This window comes from Sphingomonas degradans, from assembly GCF_053502645.1.
The window spans coordinates 1,511,962-1,537,341 of the sequence record NZ_CP177172.1 but is presented as its reverse complement, the minus strand read 5'-3'; the positions used below and the strand labels follow the sequence as shown (position 1 = coordinate 1,537,341).

The following is a 25,380-nucleotide window of genomic DNA, read 5'->3' as shown; positions in this document are numbered from 1 at the left end:
GTCCTTCAAACGTCCCAACGCTCAAGCGTCCCACGTTCGGGACGCCCGCACACTAACACCGGTTGGGAGAAATCAATTGTGCGAATGCGAATAGTAAGACTGAAGCGGGCAAACATCAAGCGCCTGCCCAGAAAGCGCCTCAATCGCCCGTGCCGCGGCGACGCTGGCAGGCGCCGTGGTGAAGTACGGGATCTTCTGCGCCATCGCGGTTGCGCGGATGCTGGAGCTGTCCTTCAGCGACTGCCAACCCTCGGTGGTGTTGAAGATCAGGTCGACGCCGCCGTCCTGGATACGGTCCACGATGTGCGGGCGGCCCTGCGCGACCTTGTTGACGCGCTCGATCGCGATGCCGTGTTCCTCCAGATAGTCCGCCGTCCCACCAGTGGCGATGATGCGGAAACCCAGCCCGGCCAGGATCTGGACGCCCGGCAGCACCACCGGCTTGTCGCTGTCCTTGACGCTGACGAACACCGTTCCGCCCAGCGGCAGCACAGTGCCGGCACCCAGCTGCGCCTTCGCAAAGGCCGTCGCGAAATCGCGATCGATTCCCATGACTTCGCCGGTGGACTTCATCTCCGGTGACAACACCGGATCGACGCCGGGGAAGCGCGCCCAGGGGAATACCGCTTCCTTGACCGCGATGTGCGGGATGTTGCGGTCGATCACCGGCAGGTCGGCCAGCATCTCGCCCGCCATCACGCGCGCGGCGATCTTGGCGATGGGGGTGCCGATCGCCTTGGCGACGAAGGGCACCGTGCGGCTGGCGCGCGGATTGACTTCGATCAGATAGACTTCGCCATCCTTCACCGCGAACTGGATGTTCATCAGCCCCTTGACCTTCAGCGCGCGGGCCAGCGCCTCGGTCTGGCGCTCGATCTCGGCGATGATATCGGCCGGCAGGCTGTACGGCGGGATCGAGCAGGCGCTGTCGCCCGAATGGACGCCGGCTTCCTCGATATGCTGGAGCACGCCGGCCACGACCACATCGGTGCCGTCGGCGATGGCGTCCACGTCCACTTCGATCGCATCGCGCAGATACTGGTCGATCAGCACCGGCGATTCGCCCGATACCTGCACGGCGGTCTGGATATAATGTTCCAGCTGCCCCTGCGTATCGACAATCTCCATCGCGCGGCCGCCCAGCACATAGCTGGGGCGCATCAGCACGGGATAGCCGATCCGGTCGGCGGCGGCGATCGCCTCTTCGCGGCTGCGCGCCAGGCCGTTGGCGGGCTGTTTCAGCCCCAGCTTGGCGACCAGATCGGCAAAGCGCTCGCGGTCCTCGGCCAAATCGATCGCGTCGGGGCTGGTGCCCAGGATCGGGATGCCCGCATCCTCCAGCGCCTGCGCCAGATTGAGCGGGGTCTGCCCGCCGAACTGGACGATCACGCCGACCAGCGTGCCGTTCGACTTCTCGACCTCCAGGATTTCCAGCACGTCCTCGGCGGTCAGCGGCTCGAAATACAGCCGGTCCGACGTGTCGTAATCTGTGCTGACGGTCTCCGGATTGCAGTTGACCATGATCGTCTCATAGCCCGCATCGCCCAGCGCGAAGCACGCATGGCAGCAGCAATAATCGAACTCGATCCCCTGCCCGATCCGGTTCGGACCGCCGCCCAGGATCACGATCTTCTTGGCGTCCGTCGGGTTCGACTCGTTCTCGGGCTCGCCGAAGCTCGGCGCCTCATAGGTCGAGTACATGTACGGCGTCTTCGCCTCGAACTCGGCGGCGCAGGTGTCGATCCGCTTGAACACGGGCCGCACGCCCAGCCGGTGGCGCAGTTTGCGCACTTCTGCCTCGGTCACGCCGCCCGACATCGCATTGGCGATCTCGCCGATCAGGCCCGAGCTGCGCGCCATCGCCTCGCTGCCGGCGCGCATGTTGACCGATTTGAGCGCCAGATAGGCGAGCCGCTTGTCGCTGAACCCCATCGACTTGAGCTTGCGCAGCCCCGCCGCGTCCTGCGGCAGGCCATTGGCGCAAACCTGCGCCTCGGCATCGACGATTTCCTGGATACGCTCGAGGAACCACGGGTCGTACGCGGTCAGCGCGAACACTTCGCGCACGGTGAAGCCCTCGCGCAGCGCCTGCGCCGCGATCAGCAGCCGGTCGGGCGAGCGGATCGCCAGCGCTGCCTCGATCTCGTCGCGCGGTGCGCCCGCCAGCCGATCGACATTGTTGAAACCGCTGAGGCCGGTTTCCAGCCCGCGCAGCGCTTTCTGCATCGATTCGTGGATGTTGCGGCCGATCGCCATGACTTCGCCGACCGATTTCATCGCGGTGCCCAGCGTATTCTCGGCACCCTTGAACTTCTCGAACGCGAAGCGCGGGATCTTGGTCACGACATAGTCGATCGTCGGCTCGAAGCTCGCGGGGGTCGCGCCGGTGATGTCGTTGGTGATCTCGTCCAGCGTGTAGCCGACCGCCAGCTTCGCCGCGACCTTCGCGATCGGGAAGCCGGTCGCCTTGGACGCGAGCGCCGAGGAGCGCGACACGCGCGGGTTCATCTCGATCACGATCAGGCGACCGTCCTTCGGATTCACCGCGAACTGCACGTTGGAACCGCCTGTTTCAACGCCGATTTCCCGAAGGACCGCGATCGACGCATTGCGCATGATCTGGTATTCCTTGTCGGTCAGCGTCAGCGCGGGCGCGACGGTGATAGAGTCGCCGGTGTGCGTGCCCATCGCATCGACATTCTCGATCGAGCAGATGATGATGGCGTTGTCGTTGCGATCGCGCACGACTTCCATCTCATATTCCTTCCAGCCGAGGAGCGATTCCTCGATCAGAACCTCGGTGGTCGGCGACAGGTCGAGCCCGTTGCGGACGATCGCAACGAATTCCTCGCGATTATAGGCGATGCCGCCGCCCGAGCCGCCCATGGTGAAGCTGGGGCGGATAATCGCGGGCAGCCCGACATGCTCGAGCGCGGCCAGAGCCTCTGCCTCGGTATGCGCGATTGCCGAGCGGGCGCTTTCGAGCCCGATCTTGGTCATCGCGTCCTTGAACTTCAGCCGGTCCTCGGCCTTGTCAATCGCCTCGGCATCCGCACCGATCATGATGCAGCCGAACTTCTCCAGCGTGCCATCGTTCGCCAGCGCCAGCGCAGTGTTCAGCGCAGTCTGCCCGCCCATCGTCGGCAGCACCGCATCGGGGCGCTCCTTCTCGATGATCTTGGCGACGATCGCCGGGGTGATCGGCTCGACATAGGTCGCGTCGGCCAGCTCGGGATCGGTCATGATCGTCGCCGGGTTCGAATTGACCAGGACGATGCGATAGCCCTCTTCCTTGAGCGCCTTGATCGCCTGCGTGCCCGAATAATCGAACTCGCACGCCTGACCGATGACGATGGGACCAGCGCCGATGACGAGGATGGAGGAGATGTCGGTGCGTTTGGGCATTAGAAGTGCTTACGTCCTAGTTCGACGAACTTTTCAAACGCAGCTTTGTCAAGCCGCGTTGTCTGCGAGAGCTTTCGAGGCTGCTCCCGAGTTTCTCGCCCGTACGTGTCTATCTGAATGAATTTCTCTCGACCGCAATCGACGAGACGAACAATAGCGAGTTCGACTTCGTCGTGAGGTCGGGCGTTGTCCACCTGCTCAACTTCGAAGTTCCGAACTGTTGCCATTATGCCTCTCCCATCATCCCCACAAACCGCTCGAACAGGTACAAACTGTCCTGCGGCCCCGGGCTCGCCTCGGGGTGATACTGCACCGAAAATGCCGGGCGATCGGTCAACTCGAAGCCCGCGTTGCTCCCGTCGAACAGCGACACGTGCGTCTCGCGCGCATTCTCGGGCAGGCTCTCGCGCAGCACTGCGAAGCCGTGGTTCATGCTGGTGATCTCGACCGCGCCGTCGCTGAGGCGCTTTACGGGATGGTTGGCGCCGCGATGGCCCTGGAACATCTTGGTGGTCTGCGCACCCACCGCGAGGCCGAGCAGCTGGTGGCCGAGGCAGATGCCGAACAGCGGCTTGCCGGTCTCGAGCAGCTGGCGGATCACCGGCACGGCGTATTCGCCGGTCGCGGCGGGGTCGCCCGGGCCGTTGGAGAGGAAGAAGCCGTCCGGGTTGAACGCCATCACCTGCTCGAAGGTCGCGGTGGCGGGCAGCACGGTCACGTCCGCGCCGGCCTGCACCAGATTGCGGAAGATGTTGCGCTTCGAGCCATAGTCGATCGCGACGACATGCGGGCGCTTGGTCTCCGGCCGGCTGGTGTCATAGCCGGCGCCGAGCTTCCACACGCCGCCTTCCCAGCCGAAATGCGTCTCGCACGACACGGTGATGGCGAGGTCCATACCCTCCAGCCCCGGCCAGCCGCGTGCCTTTCCCAGCAGCGCCGGAATGTCGAAATTTCCGTCCTTGGAATGCGCGATCACGCCGTTCGGCGCGCCGCCCAGCCGGATGCGGCGGGTCAGCGCGCGGGTGTCGATGCCCGACAGGCCAATCCGCTGGTGCTTCGCCATCCAGGCATCGAGATGCTCGGTGCTGCGGAAGTTGCTCGGCTCGGTCACGTCCTCGCGGACGATCATTCCCAGCGCATGGGGATCGTTCGCCTCGACGTCATCGGGATTCGCGCCGACATTGCCGATATGGGGGAAGGTGAAATTGATGATCTGCCCGGCAAAGCTCGGGTCGGTCATGATTTCCTGGTAGCCGGTCATGGCGGTGTGGAAACACACTTCGCCCACCGCCTGCCCCTCGGCGCCGAAACCACGGCCCCACACCACGTCTCCCGACGCCAATACCAAAACGCCGGTAGCTCCGGCGGGCGCAGACATGGGTTTGGCTTCGGCCATTTGGGGCGGGCACTCCATTGGGTTGTTTGCGATGTCGCTAAGTCGCGGCGGCTAGACCCCGGGGGCGCTTCCGTCAACCTGTTCAATTTTGCGCCGGCGGGCTATCGTGCGCGGCTAACCTGAAAACCGAAAGAGACCGCATGATTCGCGACGACATCAAGGCTGCCCAGATCGCGGCCATGAAGGCCGGGGACAAGGAATCCCGCGCCGCCATCAGCCTGATCCAGAGCGCGATCAAGAACCGCGACATCGAGGAACGCACCAAGGCGCAGCCGATGGAGGACGACGCGATGGTCGTCGAAGTGCTCCAGAAAATGGTCAAGCAGCGCCGCGAGTCGATCGAGATGTACACCAAGGGCGGCCGCCAGGAGCTGGCCGATGCCGAGGCCGCCGAAGTCGCAGTGATCGAACGCTTCCTGCCGCAGCAGATGACCGAAGCCGAGACGACCGCCGCGATCGAGGCGATCAAGGCCGAACTGGGCGCGTCGACGCTGAAGGACATGGGCCGCGTGATGGCCGAGCTGAAGGCCCGCCACGCGACCACGCTGGACATGAGCAAGGCGAGTGGCCTGGTGAAGGCGGCGCTGTCGTAAATGGATGAAGGGGACGCCTCTGCGCTCCCCCTCCCGCTTGCGGGAGGGGGCCGGGGGGTGGGCCCCCGCTTCCGGCTGGGCAGACCTACCGAGCGGGCGCGCGAACTACGCAACGATCCGACCGCCGCAGAAGCGCTGCTGTGGTCGCGGCTCCGGCGTTCGCAGCTGGGCGGGCTGAAGTTCACGCGCCAGTTGCCGATTGCCGGCCATTTCGCCGACTTCGCCTGTCGAAAGGCCAAGCTGGTAGTGGAGCTGGACGGCAGCCAGCATATCGAGAGGACCACTGCCGATGCCGAGCGCACGCGGCGGATCGAGGCTGAAGGTTATCGCGTGCTTCGCTTTTGGAACAATGATTTGACGTTGAATATGGAGGGCGTGTTGCAGGCCATTCTTACGGCCGCCTCACCCCGTGGTGAGCGGGCGCCCACCCCCCAGCCCCCTCCCGCTCGCGGGAGGGGGAGCAGCTAGCCCCATGTCCCTCACTCCCCAATTCCTCGACGAACTGCGCGCCCGCACCACGCTGTCCACGCTGATCGGCAAGACCGTGAAGCTGCAAAAGGCGGGGCGGGAGTATCGCGCCTGCTGCCCGTTCCATAGCGAGAAGACGCCCAGCTTCTACGTCAACGACGACAAGGGCTTCTATCATTGCTTCGGCTGCTCGGCGCATGGCGATGCCATCCGCTGGATGACCGAGCAGCGCGGGCTGCCGTTCATCGATGCGGTCAAGGAACTGGCCCAGGCCGCCGGGCTCGACATGCCCGAAATGGACCGCCGCGCCGCCGAAAAGGCCGAGCGGGCCAAGGGGCTGCATGAGCTTATGGGCGACGCCGCGACCTGGTTTACCGAGCGGCTGAACGGGATCGAGGGCGCGGAGGCGCGTGAGGTCCTCAAGCGGCGCGGCATCACGCCGGAGACCGCGCGTACCTTTGGCCTCGGCTTTTCCCCCGATTCGCGGGGCAAGCTGAAGCAGGCGCTGGCATCCTATGGCGACGCGATGCTGGTCGAATCGGGCATGCTGATCTCGGTCGAGGGCAAGGACCCCTATGACCGGTTTCGCGGGCGATTGATGATCCCGATCCGCGATGCGCGCGGGCGGACCATCGCGTTTGGCGGTCGCGTGATCGGTGACGGCGAGCCCAAATATCTGAACTCGCCCGAAACCCCACTCTTCGACAAGGGCCGCACGCTCTACAATCTCGATCGCGCCCAGGCGGCGGCGCGCAAGACCGGGCGCGTGCTTGCGGTCGAAGGCTATATGGACGTCATCGCGCTGGCGCAGGCCGGGTTCGAGGAGGCCGTCGCCCCGCTCGGCACCGCGATGACCGAGCATCAGTTGGAACGGCTGTGGCGGATGGCCGAAGTGCCGCTGCTCTGCTTCGACGGCGACTCGGCGGGGCAGAAGGCGGCACTGCGCGCCGCGCACCGCGCCCTGCCCCATATCCAGCCAGGCCGCAGCCTCGCGTTCGTGACGCTGCCCGAGGGGCTCGACCCCGACGATCTGGTCCGCACCCAGGGGCGCGCCGCGTTCGAGGCGCTGCTGGGCAAGGCGCAGCCGCTGGCCGATCGGCTATGGGCCAGCGAAGTCGCCGCCGAGCCGCTGGAAACGCCCGAGGCCCGCGCAGGGCTCAAGCAAAGGCTCGGCGAACTGGCCGGCACGATCGCCGAGCCCAGCGTCCGCAGCGAATATGTCGCCGAGTTCCGCCGCCGCTTCGACGAGCTGTTCGCCCGCGGCCCCCGCGATTTCTCGCCCCAGCGCGGCGGCGGCGGGCGTGCACCCGCGCGGGGTCGCCAGAAGGGCCCGTGGAAGCCGCCCGAGGCGCCGCCTTCGGTGATCGTCCGCGCGGTGCAGGCCGGGGGGCTCGACCCCATATTGGCCAAGGCAGTGCTGGCAGGGCTTATCCGCCACCCGGCCGAGATCGCCCGCCATATCGAAGTGCTGGGCAGCCTGCGCGCCGCCTCCGGGGCACTGGGCAAGCTGTTCGAGGCAGTGGTGGACGTCGCGATGGCCGACCGGCAGCTTGATAGCGGCAAAGTCCTCACCATATTGGCCCGGTCCGGTTTCGATTCTGTTGCGAGCGACCTGTTACGGGCCGACACGCTGCCTTTTTCCTTCACGCGGCACGATGCCGATGTGGAAAGGGCGTGTGACGACCTGAACGAGGCGATCGCCGTCATGGTGACTCAGCCCGTGGTGGATGCCGCGCTGGCGGAGGCCACGGCGGCGCTCAGCCGTGATGGATCGGAGGAAGCGTTCACCCGCCAGGTGGCGCTTTCGCGCCAGCGTCAGGAGCTGCAGGCACGGCTTGCAAATCTGATGCTTGCGGAAGAGGAAGTTTTTGACGATTAGGGCGGCTGTAAAATAGCCGCCATCAGATTTTCGAGGGTAATTGATGGCCAAGGCACCGATGGGCGACGTCACCGACACGGGTGAAGCGGGTGACGCCCCCCTTATCGACCTCAACGAGGGCACGCTGAAGAAGCTTGTCGCCCGCGCTAAGAAGCGTGGCTATATCACGGTCGACCAGCTCAACGAGATGCTGCCACAGGACCAGATGTCCTCCGAGCAGATCGAGGATGTCATGTCGGCGCTGAACGACATGGGCATCAACGTCGTCGAGAACGAGGACGCCGGCGAAGACGCCGAGCCCGAGGAAGACACGCCCGAGGAAGTCGACGCCGAAGACAAGGACGACGGCCAGGCCTTCGAAATCGTCAAGAAGAAAGAGACGGTCGATCGCACCGACGATCCCGTCCGCATGTACCTGCGCGAAATGGGCGCCGTCGAGCTGCTCAGCCGCGAGGGCGAAATCGCCATCGCCAAGCGGATCGAGGCCGGCCGCGACACGATGATCCTGGGGCTGTGCGAAAGCCCCATTACCTTCAACGCGATCATCGGCTGGTCCGATGCGCTGAACGAAGGCACGATGCAGCTGCGCGAGATCCTGGATCTCGACGCCATGCTGTCGAAGGACCCTGCGCCCGAAAGCCTGACCGACGACGAGGATGGCGGCGACGGCGAGATTTCCGAAAAGACCGCCGGCCCGTCGTTCAAGGAAGAGGAAGAGCCCGAAGAGGCCTCCGCCGACGACGATGAAGACGGCATGACCGAGCGCCGCACGCCGCGCCCGTCGGACGATGAGGAAGAGGACAACACCCTCAGCCTCGCGCAGATGGAAGAACAGCTCAAGCCGCAGGCGCTTGAGAAGTTCGCCAACATCACGTCGATCTACAAGAAGTTCGCCAAGGTCCAGCAGCAGCGGCTCGACGCGATGTCGGCCGGCGGCGAACTGTCGACCGCCGACGAGCGCAAGTACCAGAAGCTGCGCGAAGAGCTGACCGCCGAAGTCGAGAGCGTCCAGTTCCATCAGGCGAAGATCGAATATCTCGTCGATCAGCTCTACAGCTTCAACCGGCGCCTCACTGCGCTGGGCGGCCAGATGCTGCGCCTCGCCGAGCGTCACAAGGTCAGCCGCAAGGATTTCCTCGATCGCTATGTCGATCACGAGCTGGACGAGAATTTCATCCCTTCGGTCGAAAAGCTCGACAAGAAGTGGAAGGCGTTCGCCGAGAACGAAGCCGGCGCCGTCGATCGCATCCGCATCGAGATTTCCGAGATCGCCCAGGCAACCGGCATGTCGCTGGTCGAGTTCCGCCGCATCGTCAACATGGTGCAGAAGGGCGAGCGCGAGGCGCGTATCGCGAAGAAGGAGATGGTCGAGGCCAATCTCCGCCTCGTGATCTCGATCGCTAAGAAATACACCAATCGCGGGCTTCAGTTCCTGGATCTCATCCAGGAGGGCAATATCGGCCTGATGAAGGCGGTGGATAAGTTCGAATATCGCCGCGGCTACAAGTTCAGCACTTATGCGACCTGGTGGATCCGTCAGGCGATCACGCGCTCGATCGCCGATCAGGCGCGCACCATTCGTATTCCGGTGCACATGATCGAGACGATCAATAAGCTGGTCCGCACCAGCCGCCAGTTCCTCCACGAGCAGGGCCGCGAGCCCACGCCGGAGGAAATGGCCGAACGGCTGAGCATGCCGCTCGAAAAGGTGCGCAAGGTGATGAAGATCGCCAAGGAGCCGATCTCCCTCGAAACGCCGATCGGCGACGAGGAAGACAGCCACCTGGGCGACTTCATCGAGGACAAGAACGCGATCATCCCGGTCGATGCGGCGATCCAGGCGAACCTCAAGGAAACGGTCACCCGCGTCCTGGCGAGCCTCACCCCGCGTGAGGAGCGCGTGCTGCGGATGCGCTTCGGCATCGGCATGAATACCGATCACACGCTTGAGGAAGTAGGCCAGCAATTCTCGGTCACTCGCGAACGTATTCGCCAGATCGAGGCCAAGGCTCTGCGCAAGCTCAAGCACCCGAGCCGGAGCCGCAAGATGCGGTCTTTCCTCGACCAGTAAGCACTTCTGCTCAGCAGTATCGACAACAAAACCCCGGGTACGCGCCCGGGGTTTTGTCTTTTCGGCGACGTCATTGCACGCTTCGTCGCCAGCGACCGGTAAATTTCGTGTAAACCACGTCTTTACGTGCTTCGGTATAACCCTGAGTTGCATCAAGAGGTGCCCGTCATGGCGGCGGTGCTTTGCTCGATTGGGGGGCCTATGCCGTTTGATACCGCACAGATCGCACGTTCGGACGGAGCCTGGGGCGCCATGGCGACGCTCGCATCGTCCGACGGGAGTGCCAATCACCGCTATCTGCGCGGGCTTGCCGGCCCGCTCGGCTCGCTGCGCGACCTTGCCGATGCCGCCCACTATATCTGCATGCTGCATGGCCGCCATCCCGGCGTGATCGACCACGCGCTCGACCATGCCCGGCTGGGGCTGGAGCGCAGCTGGCTCGAGGCCTCCGCCGAGGCATTCGTGAGCGAGCGTGCCTATCTCGTCCGCATCGTCGCGGCAGCGGGGCCGATGCCCAGCACGCCCGGCCACGCCGAGTCGGAGGCCGCCGCCGCTGCACAGCGCCATGCGCTCGACATGCTTTCGCAATCGGACCGCGCAGGCTGCGCCGCCGGCGCAGCGATCGCCCTCGCGATCGATTGGGTGACGATCCGCGCCGTGCTCGACGGCGCGGCCGAGCGACTGGGCGTAGAGCCGCCGCCGCTACGGCTCCCGCCGAACGAGGAAACCGTCAGCGTCATCGACGCATTGGCACGCGAGGGTGCGATGGAGCGCGCGATGCTGTTCGGCGCGCAACAGGTCTTTGCCCAGCATCGCGGCCTGTGGAGCCTGCTCGAAGCACGCGCAGGTGCTCGCGCGCACTGAGCTTGCGTTTAGGGGCCCTGCCCCTCTACCATCCGTCCATGCGCTTCGAAGGCACCCAAAGCTATGTCGCGACCGAGGACCTGAAGGTCGCGGTCAACGCGGCCGTCACGCTCCGGCGTCCCTTGCTCGTCAAGGGCGAACCCGGCACCGGAAAGACCGTGCTGGCGTACGAGATCGCCAAGGCCGTGGGCGCCCCGCTGATCGAATGGAACGTCAAGTCCACGACAAAGGCGCAACAGGGCCTGTACGAATATGATGCGGTCGCCCGGCTGCGCGATGGCCAGCTGGGCGATGCGCGCGTCCACGACATCGCGAATTATATTCGCAAGGGCAAATTGTGGGAGGCATTCACGTCGCCGCGCCTGCCCGTGCTGCTGATCGACGAGATCGACAAGGCGGATATCGAGTTCCCGAACGACTTGCTCCAGGAGCTCGATCGGATGGAATTCCACGTCTACGAAACCGGCGAAACGGTGCGCGCCGCCGAACGCCCGATCGTGGTCATCACGTCGAACAACGAAAAGGAACTGCCCGACGCGTTCCTGCGCCGGTGCTTCTTCCACTATATCAAGTTCCCCGATCGCGAGACGATGCAGGCGATCATCGACGTCCATTTCCCCGGCATCCAGAAAATCCTGGTGAGCAAGGCGATGGAGATATTCTACGATATCCGCGACGTGCCGGGGATCAAGAAAAAGCCGTCGACCAGCGAGTTGCTCGATTGGCTGAAGCTGCTGCTCCACGAGGAGCTGCCGCTCGACGTGCTCCAGTCGCGCGACCCGACCAAGGCGATCCCGCCGCTCCACGGCGCGCTGCTCAAGAACGAACAGGATGTGATGCTGTTCGAGCGGCTGGCGTTCATGGCCAAGCGCCAGCAGGGCAAGTGACGCGCAGGACGCGGGTCAACGACGTTAACCCGCCTTTAACCTGATCCCTATACCCCGAACATCGGGGGGGTACCCTGTAACTGGTACCCAACATGCGTACTCTGATTTGGACAGCCGCGTTCCTGGCCGCCCTTTTCGCGGCGCCGGCGAGCGCATCCTCTCTCCTCGATTACAAGGGCGAATGCGTGCCGTTCGCCCGGGCCGCTTCGGGTATTCAAATCTATGGCGATGCCTGGACCTGGTGGGACCAGGCGCGTGGACGCTATGCGCGGGGCAGCCAGCCGCGCGTCGGCGCAGTGCTGGTGTTCGCGAAGACGGCCCGCCTGCCCCTTGGCCATGTCGCCGTCGTCAGCCGCATCGTCGAAGACCGGGTGGTGATGGTGACGCACGCCAACTGGTCGCGCTTCGACGGCGAGCGCGGCTATGCCGAGCGCGACGTGACGCTATTCGACGTTTCGCCCGATGGCGACTGGAGCCAGGTGCAGGTGTGGTATCGCGACCGGGCGGGGCTCGGCAGCTCGACCTATCCCGCCAAGGGCTTCATCTATGGCACGCCCGACCCGGCCGCCGGCAAGACGGTGCGTAAGGCGCTGCCATCGCCCGAACTGACTGCGCGCCATCCCGATTATGTGGGCTCGCTGATCGACGCCTATGTCCGCTAACTTGCCCGAGCGCCTGCGCTGACGCATGACGGCGCCATGGGGGACAGGCGGGCCGACGGGCGATTCTGGGGACTTCTCGGTGCGATCGTCGCGCTGGGTCTGGCGCTGCGCATCGCTGCGGCACAGGGCGGGCTGTGGCTGGACGAGGCATGGTCGGCGGTGCTTGCCCGCGATGCCGGAACGCCGCTGGGCATTTTCCTCAACATCAATCACGACAATAATCATCACCTGAACTCGCTGTGGATGCAGGCGATGGGGTTCGGCGCGCCGCCGATGCTGTCGCGCGCGCTGTCGATCGTCACCGGGAGCGCCGCGATCCTGATCGCCGGGCTGATCGGCGCGCGTCGGAGCAGCGCGCTGGGGCTGCTGACAGCGATGCTGTTCGCGGTCTCGCCCCTGCTGGTCACGCTGGGATCGGAAGCGCGCGGCTATGCGCCGATGACGCTGGCGCTGCTGACCGCGATATTGCTGGTCGATCGCGCGCTCGCCGGTGAGGCGGAGCGGAGCCCGGCGACGGCGCTCGCCCTGTGCTTCTTCCTCGGCGCGCTGGCGCAGCTGACGATGTTTTTCGGGTTCTGCGCGGTTGCGGGCTGGGTTTTCTTCGCGCGGTGGCACCGCGACGGGCTGCGGCGGGCGATTGCCGGTACGCTGCGACTGCTGTTGCCCTCCATCGTCGCGCTGGCGATGGTTGCCGGGATCGTCCTGGGCGCTGCGGCTGCGAGCAGCACCGGCTTCCAGTTCGGCCGCTATGACCCGTTCGACTGGCTGCAATATCTCCACGCGATCGTCGAGATGGTCGGCTATGCCGTGGGGCTGCCGATCGTGACGCTATGGTGGCTGCCTGCGCCGGTGATCCTGGTCATCCTGGCGCGCGGCGCGGGTGCCGGGCGGCTTGCGTTCTACGCCCTTGCGATCGTCGCCTTTCCGGTGATGCTGGCACTGCTCCACGCGGGCAATGTCGGCCACCCGCGCTATTATCTGGTCGCAGGCCTCGCGCTGCTAATGCTCGTTGCCGAGATGCTGTGGCTCGGACTGCGCGCCGGCGGCGTACGGCGGGTCGCGGCAGGCATCGCGCTTGCGGTGATCGCCATCGGCAGCGTGACCCAGGACATCGCCCTGATCCGCAACCAGCGCGGCGATCCCGGCGCGGCGATCCGCGCGCTACAGGTGCGCGCGCCCGGCGGCACGCGCATCCTGCTCGACCGGTCCACCGGCCTCGCGATGCTCGAGGCAGCGGCGGCGCATGCGCGCTATCCGCTGGTGATCGTCCAGGCCGAATGCCCCCCTGCCCGGTTCCTGTTCGTCGATCGCTTCAAGGGCGAGGAGCCCCCCGCCGCCGGCATCCGGTGCGGGCGCCACTATGTCCCCATCGCGCAGGCGCACGCGATCGGCCTGTCCGGCACCCACTGGACGCTGTACGAAATACGGCCCTAGAATGCGGCCATGTTCCTGTCCTTCATCGACGCGCTGCGCGCCGCCGGCATCCCCGCCAGCCTGAAGGAGCATCTGGTCCTGCTCGAGGCGCTGGACCGCGACGTCATCGAACGCACGCCCGAGGCATTCTACTATCTCGCCCGCGCGACCTTCGTGAAGGACGAGGGGATGCTCGACCGGTTCGACCAGGTCTTTGCCAAAGTGTTCAAGGGCGTGGCGACCGGCGCCGGCGTGGCGCCGACCGACCTGCCCGAGGAATGGCTGAAGGCCGTCGCGGAGAAATTCCTGACGCCCGAGGAAATGGCCCGGATCGAGTCGCTGGGATCGTGGGACGCGATCATGGAGACGCTCAAGCAGCGCCTGGCCGAGCAGCACGCTCGGCATGAAGGCGGCAGCAAGTGGATCGGCACCGGCGGCACCTCACCCTTCGGCAATTCGGGCTATAACCCGGAGGGCGTCCGTATCGGCGGCGAAGGTAAGCATGGCCGCGCAATCAAGGTGTGGGAAGGCCGCGAGTTCAAGAATCTCGACAGCACCCGCGAGCTTGGCACGCGCAACATCAAGGTGGCGCTGCGCCGCCTGCGCCGCTTCGCCCGCGAAGGCGCGGCCGACGAACTCGACATCGACGCCACGATCGCCGGCACCGCACGCCAGGGCTGGCTCGACGTCCGCATGCGGCCCGAGCGGCACAATGCGGTCAAGCTGCTGCTGTTCCTCGACGTCGGCGGATCGATGGACCCGTTCGTCAAGCTGTGCGAGGAGCTGTTCTCCGCCGCGACCGCCGAGTTCAAGAATCTCGAATTCTTCTACTTTCACAATTGCGTGTATGAAGGGGTGTGGAAGGACAATCGGCGCCGCTTCGCCGAACGCACGCCGACGCACGACATCCTCCACAAATATGGCCCGGACTATAAGCTGATCTTCGTCGGCGATGCGTCGATGAGCGCGTATGAGATCAGCCACCCCGGCGGATCGGTCGAGCATTTCAACGAGGAATCCGGCGCGGTGTGGATGCAGCGCCTGCTGGATACCTATCCCGCTGCGGCGTGGCTCAACGTGCTGCCCGAAGCGCATTGGAGCTATACCCAGTCGGTGAACCTGATTCGCGGGCTGATGCGCGACCGCATGTACCCGCTGACGCTGGCCGGGCTGGACGCGGCGATGCGGGAGCTTAGCCGGAAGCGCTAAGCGCGGCGGGCCTCAATTCTTGCCGGTCGGTGCGCCTTCCGCTTTCGCCTTGGCGTCGTTCACGATTTTCGCCGAAATCAGGCCCATGGCGGTCGTGCTACGCGCGAAACCTCGCGTATCGTAAAGACCCGCAAGGTAAGACTGGTCCAATGCCGTCATGGCACGCGGTGCGGCCCCGGCAGAATCGAACAACGTCAGAATCGTGTCCGCTGCAACGCCTTGCGACGGCGGGCGAGCACCGGCCAACGCGCGCATCGCAGCATAGTCGGCAAGCTGCCACAGCGTCTTGCCCATCGCGGCATCGTCATCGATCACGACAACCGAGCCAAGGGTCACCTGCTGGGTCGGCAGTTCGAGGAACGTCGCGCGCGTGACGGACAAAATAGGCGCACCACCCGCAATACCGTCGCCCGACTCAGGCTTGCCTTGCGTCCGGCCATCCTCATTCTGGACTTCGACCGTGTTCCAGACATGCACCGGCCCGTCGCGCAATGCGCGTTGCAGTTCCGCATCGGCCAGCTTGGCGAACATACGAGGATATTTGATACGCATCGCCTTGACCATCGCATCTGCGTCCGCCGCGAGGATTAGGATCAGATTGGGCGAGCACCCTGGCTCCGCAACGCTGATCTTCGCCTGCCGCGCCACGTCGCGGATGCGCACCACGACCTTTTCACCATAGGAGTCGGGCAAGCCCATCACCGCGGGACAAACCGGCGCCGTGAAACGCGACAGCTGGCCGTCGAAGCTGGACGAAATCTGCCGGACATAGCGCTGCGCGACTTTGCGCTCCACGCCGCGCTGCCCAGTAACCAGGATGTCATCCTGCGGCTCTCGCGGTGATGCGGCGACATCCTGTGCCGGCGGCACCTCCTGCGCATTGGCAGAAGCAATAGGCAAGACCACAACGGACAGCGCAAGGGCGCCACAGATAGTTGTCGCAAACCGCACGTCCGTTCTCCACCTCAGGTGCGCTGCACTAGTAACACACGCCAGCATAGCCAGCAAGCGCAGCGCGGCGATCAAGGAAGTGAAGTGTTTACAACCGTTCTGACGCCCGGTGCAGGCGACGCAACACTGCCGTGTCGTGCGCCTGGCCATTCGCCGCCTCTGACGCGGCCGACATCAGGCGAATCGCGCCAAAGCTCGCGGCGAGCCCCTTGAGCCGCAGCGCGCTCGCGGTCCACGCATCGGGCGTGTCGGCGGACTTCATTGCCTCCAGGCAACGCTTGACGCTTTCCAGAAAGGCTTCGCGAAGCTCCGCGATCAACGCGGGCTCATCGCCCACCGCCGCTGCCAGAGTCGCATCGATTGCACCAGGATCATAGGCCATCATCCACGCCTACACCCGTATCGTTAACCAAAGGTTTAGCGGCCCCGACAAAACGCCAAACCGCAGGCCTAGGTCGAATTAACGATAGTCGCGAAGCTTGGCCCGGCGATCCCCGCGCCGACGCAGACGCTGCCACCGCGCGCGGCGCCAGTACAGCGACGCAGCGATTAGTCCGCCGATCAGGATTACCCCGATCAGCAGGTACGCCAATGTCTCCCGCTCCATCCACGCAATCAACGTAAAACTCCATCCCTCTGCAATCGCTATACTCGGTTTAATCAGAAGAAGTTGGTTCGCCTAGCGAATTAGACGCCGGCTGTTGGTCCGGCGTCGAATTGTGGTAAATGTGCAGCATGATACGGGGAACAGCGACAGAGACGATGCGCCACAGGCCAAGCGAAGACGGCGAGCACGCGCTGTTGGAAGTGTCGGAACGTCTCGAGCGCGAGGCCGCGTCCCTGCCCTTGGCGCCCGAAATGGCGACCACCCCGGAACCGGACGACGACGCCCCACACCGTACCGGCCTTGGCTGGCTGCTTCCGGTCGCCGCCGTGCTGGCGACGCTGGCGTGGTTCGGTGGCGCCTTGTGGTTCGTCGCGCCGACGCTGCGCGCGGGCCTGCCCCCCGTGGCGCTGGTCCAGCTGATCGCGGCGCTGTGCGTACCACCCGCGCTGATCGCGCTGCTGTGGTTGCTGGCCATGCGGACCAGCCGGGCCGAGGCGCGGCGATTCGGCAGGTCTGCGGAGGCGATGCGGGCCGAAGCCGCCAGCCTGGAGCGGATGGTCGGCGCGCTGTCGCGCACGATCGACGCCAATCGCGTGGCGCTCGCGGAACAGACCAACATCCTGATCGCGATGGGCGACCGCGCGGCGGAACGGATCGAATCGATCGCCGCCGGCGTCGGCCAGCAATCGCGGCTGGTCGACGCGAGCACGCGCGCGCTCCGCGAGGCCGCGTCTGAGGCCGAGCAGCGCGTGGCTGTCGTCCTCGCATCGCTGCCCCAGGCGCACGACCAGATGCGCGACATGTCCGAACGCGTTGATGCAGCCGGTCTGCTCGCCAGCCAACGCGTCGCGGCGCTCGACGCGCAATTGATCGCGCTGTCCGAGCGGGGCCGCGAAGCCGATGCCATCGCGGGCGGCGCCGCCGAACGACTCGCCGCCCACATCGTCCGGATGGAGGCGACCAGCGCCACCGCCAGCGTGCGGCTGGAGCGCGTGACCGAGCAGATGTCCGAAGAAGTCGACGATGTGCTCGATCGCGCAGCCAATGCCGTGGACGAGGCGCGCAAGGGCATCGCCGCACAGGGCGAGGCCATACTGGCGATGCTGAGCGCCAATCAGGCCGCGCTCGATCGCGCCGGACGCGACAGCGCCGAGGCACTGTCCGAACGGATGCAGACTATCGAGGCCGCGATTGCCCGTGTCGGCGAAAGGCTGGCCGAGGAACAGCGGCGCGGCACCGACCTGTTCACCGACCTGTCCGGCGGCATCGAACGCCTCGATCGCGAACTCCACGCACTCCACGCCAACGGCACCGACCGCACACAGGGCCTCGCCGCCTCGATCAGCGCGCTGCACGGCTCGGTCGATGCGATGTCTCAGGCCATGCAGAGCGGCGACGCGCTGGCGCGCCAGGTGATTGCGACCGCCGAGGATCTGCTGACCGCGCTCGACGCATCCGCGCGCGAGATCGACGAGACGCTGCCCGAGGCACTGGCCCGGCTGGACGACCGCATCACCGCGAGCCGCAAGGTGGTGGCCGGGGCCAAGCCCGAGCTGCTGGCGCTGGTGACCGCCGCCGAAAGCACCCACGACGCCATCGAAGCGATTGCCGATGTCGTCGCCCAGCAGCGCGACACACTGGCCAAGACGCAGGCGTCGCTGCTCGCTACGCTGGCGACCGGCGGCGAACAGGCGGAAACGCTCGGGCAGATCGTGGACGAGACGATTGCGACCACGCGCGGGTTTGCCGAAACCGCCGCGCCCCAGCTCGTCGAGGCGCTGCTGCGGGTCCGCGAAACCGCCGCCGCCGCCGCCGATCATGCCCGGGAATCGCTGGCGTCGATCGTTCCGGGCGCCGCCCGCGCGCTTGAGGAAGCGAGCGGCACTGCGCTGAAGCGCGCCATCGATTCGTCGATCCGGCGCCAATTGGGCGAGCTTGCCGACACGACCGAAGCCGCCGTCGATGCCGCCGCGCGCGCTTCGGAGCGCCTGACCCGCCAGATGACCGCGCTCACCGACACCACCGCCCAGGTCGAGGCACGGCTGACCGCCGACCGGGCGCAGCGCGAAGCCGCCGACAGCGACAGCTTTGCCCGGCGCGTCTCGCTGCTGATCGAAGCGCTGAACTCCGCATCGATCGATATCACCAAGGCGTTTGCCAGCGACGTCAGCGACAGCGCCTGGTCGGCCTATCTGAAGGGCGATCGCGGCGTATTCACCCGCCGCGCGGTCAGGCTGCTGGACCCGAGCGAGACCCGCGAGATCGCGCGCATCTATGACGCGGACGGCGATTTCCGCGACAACGTCAATCGTTACATCCACGATTTCGAGGCGATGCTGCGCCAGATCCTGGCACTGCGCGATGGATCTTCGCTGAGCGTGACGCTACTGTCATCCGACATGGGCAAGCTCTATGTGGCGCTGGCGCAGGCGATCGAACGCCTGCGCGCCTGACGCCGCTCAGTCGCGGTGGACCCAGTCGAGCATGTCCGCCGTCACCCAGCCATTGACGTAGTTGAGGTAGAACAGCCCGAACAGCACCGTCGCGACGATGGTGGTGCGCAGCGCGACCTTGCCCGGCTGGAAACCGTGCGGCGCGCTCTCGGCCTGGCCGGGGACCAGCTCGGCCCCCGCTTCCTGTGCGGTGCGCACCCCGAAGGGTAGCACCAGGAACACCGAAAAGGCCCAGAACAGCACATAGATCGCCAGGATCGACTGCCAGCGCATTCTACACCTCCAGGATCAGGACATCCACCACGGGCTTCTTGCCGGTGAAGCGCGTCGCCACGCGGCGCACCGCAAGGCGCACCGTCTCGCGCAGCTTCTCGATATTCTTGCCGTCCTTCGCCACTGCCTCGGCGGCGGCGCGCGACGCTTCCTCGAGGAATAGCTCGCGATCCTCTTCCACCGGCACGCCCTGGACGCGCACCTGCGGGCGGCCCATCAGCTTGCCATTCCGCACTGCGACCGCCGCCGAAATCTGGCCATAGAGCGCCAGTCGCCGCCGCTCGCTGATGGTCGAGCCGTCAGCGGGTAGGATCACATCGCCGTCCAGCACCAGACGGCCGGCGTGCGCCTCGCCCAGCTTCTTCGGCTTGCCCGGCGCCAGGCGATAGATTTCGCCGTTCACCTGGTTGATCGCCTGCGGCACGCCCTGTTCCAGCGCGAACCGCGCCTGTTCGTGCATGTGGCGGACCTCGCCGTGCACGGGCAGGATGATCTCGGGCCGGATCCACTTGTACATCTCGGCCAGTTCGGGCCGTCCCGGGTGGCCGGAGACGTGCACGAATGCCTGCCGATCGGTGATCAGCGTCACGCCCTTCGACGCGAGCGTGTTCATGATCTTGCCGATCGCGATTTCGTTGCCGGGGATCTGGCGCGACGAGAAGACCACCGTGTCGCCCTCGTGCAGCTTGAGCACATGGCTCCCCTCGGCGATGCGGTTCAACGCCGCACGGGGCTCACCCTGCCCGCCTGTCGCCACGATCAGCACGCGCGACGGCGGCAGCGTCATCGCCGTCTCGAAATCCACGGTCTCGGGGAAATCGCGCAGATAGCCGGTCGCCTTTGCGACGCGCAGGATCCGATCGAGCGAGCGCCCCGCGACGCACAGCTCGCGCCCGGTATCGCGCGCCACTTCGCCCAGCGTCTGGAGCCGCGCCGCGTTCGAGGCAAAGGTGGTCACCAGCACGCGGCCCGTGGCCGCACCGATCACCTGGTCCAGACCGACGCGAACGTCCGCCTCCGACCCCGAAGCCTCGGGATTGAACACGTTGGTCGAATCGCACACCAGCGCCAGCACGCCCTTGTCGCCGATCGCAGTCAGTTCGGCCGCGGTCGATGCGCCGCCCAGCGCGGGCGCTTCGTCCAGCTTCCAGTCGCCGGTGTGGAACACGCGGCCATAGGGTGTATCGATCACCAGCGCGTTCCCCTCGGGGATCGAATGCGCGAGCGGGGCATAGGTGATGGTGAACGGCCCGATCGAGAACGGCCCTTCCTCGTCGACGACGTTCAGCTCAATCCGGTCGTCATTGCCCTCTTCCTCCAGCTTGCCGCGGATCAGCCCCGCCGTGAACGGCGTGGCGTACAGCGGCACGCCCAGATCAGCGGCGAGATACGGCAGCGCGCCGATATGATCCTCATGCCCATGGGTCAGCACGATGCCGAGCAGATCGTCGAGCCGCTCCTCGATGAACTGGAGGTCGGGCAGGATCACGTCGATGCCGGGATAGTTGGCGTCGCCAAAGGTGATCCCGCAATCGACCATCAGCCATTTGCCCTGGGTGCCATAGAGATTGACGTTCATGCCGATCTCGCCCGAGCCGCCAAGCGCGAGGAAGAGGAGTTCTTTTGCCGGAGTCACTATATTCCTATCTCTGTCTGGGCGGGAGCGAAGCCCAATGCCTCACCCCGCCATGCGGCTGCGTTCCCACAGCATCGCCAGCCCCTGAATGGTCAGGTCCGGCTCTATCACATCGAACGTATCGGTGCGCTCCTCGAACAACACCGCAAGCCCGCCGGTGGCGATCACCTTCAGCGGACGGCCCACTTCGGCCTTCAGCCGGGCGACCAGGCCCTCGATCATCGCGATATAGCCCCAATAGATGCCGATGTGCATCTGGTCGACTGTATTGCGCCCGATCACGCTGCTCGTCTCCGGCGCGGTGATCGCGATGCGCGGCAGCTTGGCCGCCGCCGTCACCAGCGCGTCGAGCGACAGGTTGATGCCGGGCGCGATGATGCCGCCCTTGTAGGCCCCCCGGTAATCGACCACGTCGAAGGTGGCGGCGGTGCCGAAATCGATGATGATGAGGTCGCCCGGATGGCGGGCATGGCCAGCGATGACGTTCAGCGCGCGGTCGGCACCGAGATTGCCGGGCTCGTCCACGTCGAGCGCGAAGCCCCATTCGGCGGCGCCCTGCCCCGCCACCACGGCCTCGGTCCCGAAATATTTGCTGCTCAGCACCTGAAGATTGTGGAGCGCGCGGGGCACCACCGTGCCGATGATGACCGCGCTCACGTCGGAGCGGGCATAGCCCTCCAGCGTCAGCAACTGGCTCAGCCATACCGCATATTCGTCGGCGGTCCGGCGCGGATCGGTCGCGATGCGCCAGCGGGCACGGATCTTTCCGCCGGGCGCGCCGCCGGTCTCGACCAGCGCGAAGACGAGGTTGGTGTTACCGGCATCGATCGCGAGCAGCATGGGCTGGGCCTTTCTTACAGCAGGAACACGTCGGCAGCGTGAATGACACGCGCGGCGCCATCGGCCAAGCGCAGGATGAGCGCGCCCTGGCTGTCCAACCCGTCGAACAACCCGTCCACGGCCTCGCCATCGGAAAGCCGGGCGGTGAGCGCGGTGCCGCGCGGATGCGCCCGCGCCAGCCAGCGCTCGCGCACCGGCCCCAGCCCCTCGCCCCGCCAGCGCCCGATCCACCGCGCGAAACTGTCCGCCAGCGTTTCGACAAAGACGTGCGGGTCCGGCGCTACGGCATGGGCCGCAATGCTGGTCGCAGCGCGGCCCAGATCGTCGGGATAATGGGCGAGGTTCACGCCGAAGCCGATCACCACCGCATCGCCGCTGCGTTCCAGCAGGATGCCCGAGAGCTTCGCGCCGTCAACCAGCAGGTCATTGGGCCATTTGAGCGTCACCCGCCCGCCGGGGAGGAACACCGAAACGGCCTCCTCCAGCGCGACGGCGGACACCAGCGCCAGCGTTGCCGGCGACGGGTCGATCGCCCTCAGCCGCACCAGCGTGCTCGCGAACAGGTTGCCGGCAGGCGACACCCAGTGCCGCCCCTGCCGCCCGCGCCCGCTCGTCTGGCGGTCGGCGCGGAGCCAGAGCCCCTCGCCTGCCCCGCGCCGCGCGAGTTCGGCCATGTCCGCGTTGGTCGATCCCGTCTCGGCGACGGTCCGGATCGTCGGCGTCAGAACAGCGCCTTTGCCGCGAGCAACGCCCAGCCACCGATGAACGGGATCAGCAGATAACCCAGCGGCGACACGAACACGGCAGCCGCCGCGATCAGACCGCCCTCGACCATATCGGCGCGCCCCTCGAACGCCGCAGCCGGCTCATCGAAGTACATCGTCTTGACGACGCGCAGGTAGTAATAGGCGCCGATCGTGGACGCGGCGATACCGATGACCGCCAGCGGGAACAGCCCCGCCTCCACTGCTGCCTCGAACACCGCGAACTTGGCATAGAAGCCGAACAGCGGCGGAATGCCCGCGAGGCTGAACATGAACATCGCCATCGCGAACGCCAGCATAGGGCGCGTCCGCGACATGCCCGCCAGGCTCGCGATCGTCTCGACCGGCTGCCCATCCGCACCGCGCATCTGGAGCACGACGAGGAACGAACCCAGCGTCATGACGATATAGATCGCGAGATAGACGAGCACGCCCGCCACGCCCTGTTGCGTGCCGGCCGCCAAGCCGACCAGCGCGAAGCCGACATTGTTGATCGACGAATAGGCAAGCAGGCGCTTGATATTGGTCTGGCCGATCGCCGCGACGGCACCGAGCAGGATCGACGCGAGTGCCGCGAAGATGATGATCTGGCGCCAGTCCTGGATCGCCGGGCCCATCGCCTCGACCGCAACGCGCACCGCAAGCGCAAGCCCCGCCACCTTTGGCGCAGAGGCGAAGAACGCCGTCACCGGGGTCGGCGCGCCTTCGTACACGTCCGGGGTCCACATGTGGAACGGCACGGCACTGATCTTGAACGCCAGCCCTGCGAACACGAACACCAGGCCGAACAGCAGCCCGATCGAACGCGGCCCTGCATAGGCCTCGGCAATCCCGCCGAACAGGGTGGTGCCGCTGAAGCCATAGACCAGGCTGATGCCGTACAGCAGGATGCCCGATGCGAGCGCGCCAAGGACGAAGTACTTCAGGCCCGCTTCGGCCGAGCGCGTATCACGCCGCATGAAGCTGGCGAGGACATAGGCGGCAAGGCTCTGCAGTTCGAGGCCGACATACAGCGACATCAGGTCGCCCGCCGACACCATCATCCCCATGCCCGCTGCCGAAAGCAGGATCAGCACCGGATATTCGGGACGCAGGTCGTCGCCCGAGGTCTGCTGGAAGAAGCGCGGGGCAATGAGGATCGACACGGCGGCGGCACCGAAGATCAGCGCCTTGGCAAAGGCGGCAAACATGTCGGCGCGGTACAGGCCGCCAAAGGCGACCCCGCCCGCCGATGCCGGGCCGGCGAGCGAAATGCCCGCGCCGATCAGGACGGCCACCGAAGCCCAGCTCACCAGCTTGGTCGATGCCTGCCCGCCCCATGCGGAAACCAGCATCAGAACGATCGCGCCGCCGGCCAGAACCAGCTCGGGCAGCGCCATCATCAATTGAGTCGAATAATCCATCAGTGCGCCCCCTCGTGCGCGGAAGCGGTAGCTGAAGCGCGCTCAGCGGTATGCGCGGGCGCATCATGGCCCTCGCCATGCACCGGCGCCGCCGGATGCCCGGCAGTCGGGCGCGAATCCCCGGCGGGTGCCGCGCGCTCGAGCCGCGCGACCAGACGCGTCACGTCCGCGCGCATCGGCGCCATGAAGCTCTCCGGATACACACCCATCCACAGCACGACCGCAGCGATCGGCGCCAGCAGCCACAGCTCGCGGAAAGACAGGTCGGGCATCGCCCGAACGTCGTCCTTGGTTAGGTCGCCGAACGCCACCCGGCGATACAGGTACAGCATATAGCCCGCACCCAGGATGATGCCGGTGGTCCCCAGCAGCGCCGTGATCGTCGACACGCGGTACACGCCCGCCAGCCCCAGGAACTCGCCGATGAAGTTGCTCGTGCCCGGAAGCCCGATCGACGCCATGGTGAAGAACAGGAACAGCAGCGCATAGCGCGGCATGTTGATCGCCAGCCCGCCATAGCGGTCGATCTCGCGGGTGTGCAGGCGATCGTAGATCACGCCAACGCACAGGAACAGCGCGCCCGATACCAGGCCGTGGCCCAGCATCACCATCATCGCGCCTTCGATACCCTGCTGGTTCAGCGCGAACAGCCCCATGGTTACGATCGCCATGTGCGCGACCGACGAATAGGCGATCAGCTTCTTCATGTCGCTCTGCACCAGCGCGACGAGGCTGGTGTAGATCACGGCGACGCACGACAGCGCGAAGATCAGCCAGATGAACTGGGCAGATGCCTCCGGGAACATCGGCAGCGAGAAGCGGAGGAAGCCATAGCCACCAAGCTTCAGCAGCACGCCGGCCAGGATCACCGAACCGGCAGTCGGCGCCTGAACGTGCGCGTCGGGAAGCCAGGTGTGGACGGGCCACATCGGCATCTTGACCGCGAACGAACAGAAGAACGCCAGCCACAGCCAGGTCTGCACCTGCGGCGCGAAGTCATAGGCCATCAGCGCGGGGATGCTCGACGTGCCTGCGGTCACTGCCATGTACAGCATCGCGATCAGCATCACGAGGCTGCCCAGCAGCGTGTAGAGGAAGAATTTGTACGACGCGTAGATGCGGTTCACGCCGCCCCAGATGCCGATGATGAGGAACATCGGGATCAGGCCCGCCTCGAAGAACATGTAGAAAAGGAACATGTCCTGCGCGGCGAAGGTGCCGATCATCAGCACTTCGGTGGCGAGGAACGCGGCCATATATTCGGGCACGCGCTTCTGGATCGCATTCCAGCTGGCGCCGATGCAGATCGGCATCAGGAACACGGAAAGCAGGATCAGCAGCAGCGCGAAGCCGTCGATGCCCAGCGACCAGGCGAAGCTGATGCCTTCGGGCTTGCCGAAGAGCGGCGCGTATTCGACGAACTGCCACTGCGCGGCGTCGGGGCCGACCTGGAAGTTCGCCCAGAGCAGGATGCCCAGCGCGAAATCCACCAGGGTCGCCGCCAGGGCGATCCAGCGGGCACCCTGCGCGTTCGCGAACAGGCAGAGAACCGCCGCGATCGCCGGCACTGCCAGCATTGCGGAGAGGATCGGGAAACCGGTCATTG

At 65.9% G+C, this 25,380-nt stretch carries 21 protein-coding genes; 10 read left to right on the top strand and 11 right to left on the bottom strand.

What is annotated here, in order from left to right; genetic code table 11:
* Positions 1-72: 72 nt before the first annotated feature.
* Both carB and carA read right to left on the bottom strand, forming a co-directional pair.
* On the bottom strand, positions 73-3,405 hold the full coding sequence (gene carB, locus ACG3SL_RS06845; RefSeq protein ID WP_448664388.1) for a carbamoyl-phosphate synthase large subunit: 3,333 nt from the start codon (positions 3,403-3,405) through the stop codon (positions 73-75).
* 226 nt (positions 3,406-3,631) lie between these two features.
* The gene (gene carA / locus ACG3SL_RS06840; protein WP_448664387.1) at positions 3,632-4,801 is read right to left on the bottom strand and encodes a glutamine-hydrolyzing carbamoyl-phosphate synthase small subunit; all 1,170 of its coding nucleotides are present in this window, start codon (positions 4,799-4,801) and stop codon (positions 3,632-3,634) included.
* 140 nt (positions 4,802-4,941) lie between these two features.
* On the opposite strand from carA, the gene ACG3SL_RS06835 reads away from it, so the two are divergent.
* The 9 genes from ACG3SL_RS06835 to ACG3SL_RS06795 all read left to right on the top strand — a co-directional run bounded on the left by ACG3SL_RS06835 (position 4,942) and on the right by ACG3SL_RS06795 (position 14,847).
* Positions 4,942-5,394 (top strand): GatB/YqeY domain-containing protein, encoded by a 453-nt coding sequence (locus ACG3SL_RS06835; RefSeq protein ID WP_448664386.1) that lies wholly within the window; start codon positions 4,942-4,944, stop codon positions 5,392-5,394.
* Positions 5,395-5,451: 57 nt separating this feature from the next.
* On the top strand, positions 5,452-5,862 hold the full coding sequence (locus tag ACG3SL_RS06830) for an endonuclease domain-containing protein (RefSeq protein WP_448664385.1): 411 nt from the start codon (positions 5,452-5,454) through the stop codon (positions 5,860-5,862).
* Positions 5,863-5,866: 4 nt separating this feature from the next.
* Complete coding sequence (gene dnaG, locus ACG3SL_RS06825; protein WP_448664384.1) at positions 5,867-7,741, top strand: DNA primase; 1,875 nt, start codon at positions 5,867-5,869, stop codon at positions 7,739-7,741.
* Positions 7,742-7,784: 43 nt separating this feature from the next.
* Positions 7,785-9,812 carry an RNA polymerase sigma factor RpoD gene (rpoD, locus tag ACG3SL_RS06820; RefSeq protein WP_448664383.1) on the top strand — a complete coding sequence of 676 codons (2,028 nt, stop codon included), beginning with the start codon at positions 7,785-7,787 and terminating at the stop codon, positions 9,810-9,812.
* A 201-nt stretch (positions 9,813-10,013) separates the two neighbouring features.
* The gene (locus tag ACG3SL_RS06815; protein ID WP_448664382.1) at positions 10,014-10,676 is read left to right on the top strand and encodes a DUF6975 family protein; all 663 of its coding nucleotides are present in this window, start codon (positions 10,014-10,016) and stop codon (positions 10,674-10,676) included.
* A gap of 38 nt (positions 10,677-10,714) precedes the next feature.
* On the top strand, positions 10,715-11,563 hold the full coding sequence (locus ACG3SL_RS06810) for an AAA family ATPase (RefSeq protein WP_448664381.1): 849 nt from the start codon (positions 10,715-10,717) through the stop codon (positions 11,561-11,563).
* Between the two features lie 92 nt (positions 11,564-11,655).
* Positions 11,656-12,225: a CHAP domain-containing protein gene (locus ACG3SL_RS06805; RefSeq protein WP_448664380.1), complete on the top strand. Its 570-nt coding sequence runs from the start codon at positions 11,656-11,658 to the stop codon at positions 12,223-12,225.
* 36 nt (positions 12,226-12,261) lie between these two features.
* Positions 12,262-13,659, top strand: a complete 1,398-nt coding sequence (locus ACG3SL_RS06800) for a hypothetical protein (RefSeq protein WP_448664379.1) — start codon at positions 12,262-12,264, stop codon at positions 13,657-13,659.
* A 9-nt stretch (positions 13,660-13,668) separates the two neighbouring features.
* On the top strand, positions 13,669-14,847 hold the full coding sequence (locus ACG3SL_RS06795; RefSeq protein ID WP_448664378.1) for a vWA domain-containing protein: 1,179 nt from the start codon (positions 13,669-13,671) through the stop codon (positions 14,845-14,847).
* 12 nt (positions 14,848-14,859) lie between these two features.
* Here ACG3SL_RS06795 and ACG3SL_RS06790 read toward each other — a convergent pair whose 3' ends face one another.
* The 3 genes from ACG3SL_RS06790 to ACG3SL_RS06780 form a co-directional block, all read right to left on the bottom strand.
* The gene (locus tag ACG3SL_RS06790; RefSeq protein WP_448664377.1) at positions 14,860-15,798 is read right to left on the bottom strand and encodes a hypothetical protein; all 939 of its coding nucleotides are present in this window, start codon (positions 15,796-15,798) and stop codon (positions 14,860-14,862) included.
* A gap of 88 nt (positions 15,799-15,886) precedes the next feature.
* A complete protein-coding gene (locus ACG3SL_RS06785) occupies positions 15,887-16,180 on the bottom strand; it encodes an Hpt domain-containing protein (RefSeq protein ID WP_448664376.1) in 294 nt (97 codons plus the stop codon).
* Positions 16,181-16,258: 78 nt separating this feature from the next.
* Complete coding sequence (locus ACG3SL_RS06780; protein ID WP_448664375.1) at positions 16,259-16,417, bottom strand: hypothetical protein; 159 nt, start codon at positions 16,415-16,417, stop codon at positions 16,259-16,261.
* A 239-nt stretch (positions 16,418-16,656) separates the two neighbouring features.
* Between ACG3SL_RS06780 and ACG3SL_RS06775 the strand changes: the two genes are divergently transcribed.
* Entirely contained in the window at positions 16,657-18,858 is a 2,202-nt protein-coding gene (locus ACG3SL_RS06775) for a hypothetical protein (protein ID WP_448664374.1), read from the top strand.
* Positions 18,859-18,864: 6 nt separating this feature from the next.
* Here ACG3SL_RS06775 and ACG3SL_RS06770 read toward each other — a convergent pair whose 3' ends face one another.
* The 6 genes from ACG3SL_RS06770 to ACG3SL_RS06745 are packed head-to-tail and all read right to left on the bottom strand — an operon-like array spanning position 18,865 to position 25,378.
* Positions 18,865-19,131: a DUF1467 family protein gene (locus ACG3SL_RS06770; protein WP_448664373.1), complete on the bottom strand. Its 267-nt coding sequence runs from the start codon at positions 19,129-19,131 to the stop codon at positions 18,865-18,867.
* Between the two features lies 1 nt (position 19,132).
* Entirely contained in the window at positions 19,133-20,767 is a 1,635-nt protein-coding gene (locus tag ACG3SL_RS06765; RefSeq protein WP_448664372.1) for a ribonuclease J, read from the bottom strand.
* Positions 20,768-20,809: 42 nt separating this feature from the next.
* Entirely contained in the window at positions 20,810-21,607 is a 798-nt protein-coding gene (locus ACG3SL_RS06760) for a type III pantothenate kinase (RefSeq protein WP_448664371.1), read from the bottom strand.
* Positions 21,608-21,621: 14 nt separating this feature from the next.
* Positions 21,622-22,281: a biotin--[acetyl-CoA-carboxylase] ligase gene (locus ACG3SL_RS06755; RefSeq protein ID WP_448664370.1), complete on the bottom strand. Its 660-nt coding sequence runs from the start codon at positions 22,279-22,281 to the stop codon at positions 21,622-21,624.
* A 47-nt stretch (positions 22,282-22,328) separates the two neighbouring features.
* Positions 22,329-23,774 carry an NADH-quinone oxidoreductase subunit NuoN gene (gene nuoN, locus ACG3SL_RS06750; protein ID WP_448664369.1) on the bottom strand — a complete coding sequence of 482 codons (1,446 nt, stop codon included), beginning with the start codon at positions 23,772-23,774 and terminating at the stop codon, positions 22,329-22,331.
* Complete coding sequence (locus ACG3SL_RS06745) at positions 23,774-25,378, bottom strand: NADH-quinone oxidoreductase subunit M (RefSeq protein WP_448664368.1); 1,605 nt, start codon at positions 25,376-25,378, stop codon at positions 23,774-23,776. The genes nuoN and ACG3SL_RS06745 overlap by 1 nt, the downstream gene beginning before the upstream one ends.
* Between the last annotated feature and the right edge of the window lie 2 nt (positions 25,379-25,380).

Excerpts from the sequence above, each read along its gene's own strand:
- carB (WP_448664388.1), bottom strand. The coding sequence starts at position 3,405 with ATGCCCAAACGCACCGACATCTCCTCCATCCTCGTCATCGGCGCTGGT.
- carA (WP_448664387.1), bottom strand. The coding sequence starts at position 4,801 with ATGGCCGAAGCCAAACCCATGTCTGCGCCCGCCGGAGCTACCGGCGTT.
- ACG3SL_RS06835 (WP_448664386.1), top strand. The coding sequence starts at position 4,942 with ATGATTCGCGACGACATCAAGGCTGCCCAGATCGCGGCCATGAAGGCC.
- dnaG (WP_448664384.1), top strand. The coding sequence starts at position 5,867 with ATGTCCCTCACTCCCCAATTCCTCGACGAACTGCGCGCCCGCACCACG.
- rpoD (WP_448664383.1), top strand. The coding sequence starts at position 7,785 with ATGGCCAAGGCACCGATGGGCGACGTCACCGACACGGGTGAAGCGGGT.
- ACG3SL_RS06815 (WP_448664382.1), top strand. The coding sequence starts at position 10,014 with ATGCCGTTTGATACCGCACAGATCGCACGTTCGGACGGAGCCTGGGGC.
- ACG3SL_RS06810 (WP_448664381.1), top strand. The coding sequence starts at position 10,715 with ATGCGCTTCGAAGGCACCCAAAGCTATGTCGCGACCGAGGACCTGAAG.
- ACG3SL_RS06805 (WP_448664380.1), top strand. The coding sequence starts at position 11,656 with ATGCGTACTCTGATTTGGACAGCCGCGTTCCTGGCCGCCCTTTTCGCG.
- ACG3SL_RS06800 (WP_448664379.1), top strand. The coding sequence starts at position 12,262 with ATGGGGGACAGGCGGGCCGACGGGCGATTCTGGGGACTTCTCGGTGCG.
- ACG3SL_RS06795 (WP_448664378.1), top strand. The coding sequence starts at position 13,669 with ATGTTCCTGTCCTTCATCGACGCGCTGCGCGCCGCCGGCATCCCCGCC.
- ACG3SL_RS06785 (WP_448664376.1), bottom strand. The coding sequence starts at position 16,180 with ATGGCCTATGATCCTGGTGCAATCGATGCGACTCTGGCAGCGGCGGTG.
- ACG3SL_RS06775 (WP_448664374.1), top strand. The coding sequence starts at position 16,657 with ATGGCGACCACCCCGGAACCGGACGACGACGCCCCACACCGTACCGGC.
- ACG3SL_RS06770 (WP_448664373.1), bottom strand. The coding sequence starts at position 19,131 with ATGCGCTGGCAGTCGATCCTGGCGATCTATGTGCTGTTCTGGGCCTTT.
- ACG3SL_RS06760 (WP_448664371.1), bottom strand. The coding sequence starts at position 21,607 with ATGCTGCTCGCGATCGATGCCGGTAACACCAACCTCGTCTTCGCGCTG.
- ACG3SL_RS06755 (WP_448664370.1), bottom strand. The coding sequence starts at position 22,281 with ATGGCCGAACTCGCGCGGCGCGGGGCAGGCGAGGGGCTCTGGCTCCGC.
- nuoN (WP_448664369.1), bottom strand. The coding sequence starts at position 23,774 with ATGGATTATTCGACTCAATTGATGATGGCGCTGCCCGAGCTGGTTCTG.
- ACG3SL_RS06745 (WP_448664368.1), bottom strand. The coding sequence starts at position 25,378 with ATGACCGGTTTCCCGATCCTCTCCGCAATGCTGGCAGTGCCGGCGATC.